This window comes from Methylorubrum aminovorans (assembly GCF_022179725.1).
In the GTDB taxonomy this organism is placed as follows: Bacteria; Pseudomonadota; Alphaproteobacteria; order Rhizobiales; family Beijerinckiaceae; genus Methylobacterium; species Methylobacterium aminovorans.
Window position 1 is genome coordinate 1 of the sequence record NZ_BPRC01000090.1, and the last position, 1,006, is coordinate 1,006.

1 protein-coding gene is annotated in these 1,006 nt (G+C 63.8%); it reads right to left on the reverse strand.

Annotation, left to right across the window (positions count from 1 at the left end; genetic code table 11):
* Positions 1–9 precede the first annotated feature (9 nt).
* A partial coding sequence (locus tag MFF24_RS28620; RefSeq protein ID WP_238229219.1) for a methyl-accepting chemotaxis protein occupies positions 10–1,006 on the reverse strand: 997 nt, incomplete at its 5' end.

Genomic DNA, 1,006 nt, shown 5'->3' on the forward strand with positions numbered 1-1,006 from the left:
CAAACTCCCTCAGCCCGTGAGAGCCTGCAGGCTGGTGTTGATCTCGCTGACACCCTGGGCGGCCGTCTGCATGCTGGACGAGATCTCCTGGGTGACGGCGCTTTGCTCCTCGACCGCCGAGGCCACACCGGTCACCGTCTCCCGTACCGATTCAAGCGCTTGTACAATCGAGAGCAGAGCAGCAACTACCTCTTCCGCGATCCCCTGCATCCCATGGATGTCTTGGGCGATCCGACTCGTCGCCTGCGTCACCTGATTCGACAGGTTCTTCACCTCGCCGGCAACCACGGCAAAGCCGCGCCCGGCTTCGCCAGCCCGCGCCGCCTCGATCGTTGCATTGAGGGCCAGCAAATTAATCTGCTGCCCAACACCCTGGATGAGTTGCACGACGCCGTTCATCGAGGCGGCGGCGTCCTTCAGCTTCGCTGTGGAGCGGTCCGCGACGATGGTCTGATCGTGGATGGCGTCCACCTCAGAGCGCGAACGGGCGAGGCTCTGAGCGATCTCACCAATCGAAGCACTCAGTTCCTCCGCTGCCGAGGCGACGGTCTGCACGTTCATCAGCGTCTGGCCTGAGGCACCGGTCGCCGCATGCTGAGCCGCCGTCCTGGCGGTGATGTCAGTCGCGTACTTCACGACCTTGAACGGCTGACCATCCGCATCGAAGATCGGGTTGTAGCTGGCCTGGATCCAGACGGCTCGTCCTCCCTTGCCGAGGCGCTTGAACACGCCGGCCTGGTACTCACCGCGCCGGAGCGCCTCCCATAGCTGCAGGTACTCCGCTGACTGGGCGTGAGACATCTCGACGAAGGTCCGATGGTGCTGACCACGGACCTCGTCCAGGCGGTAGCCGACGACGCCCAGGAAGTTTTCATTGGCGTCGAGGATCGTGCCGTCCATGTCGAAGTGGATGACGCCCTGCGACCGGTTGATGGCCGCAATCTGTCCTGCCACGTCTGCGCGGCGCAGACGGTCCTGCGTGACATCGGTCGCGAACTTCACGACC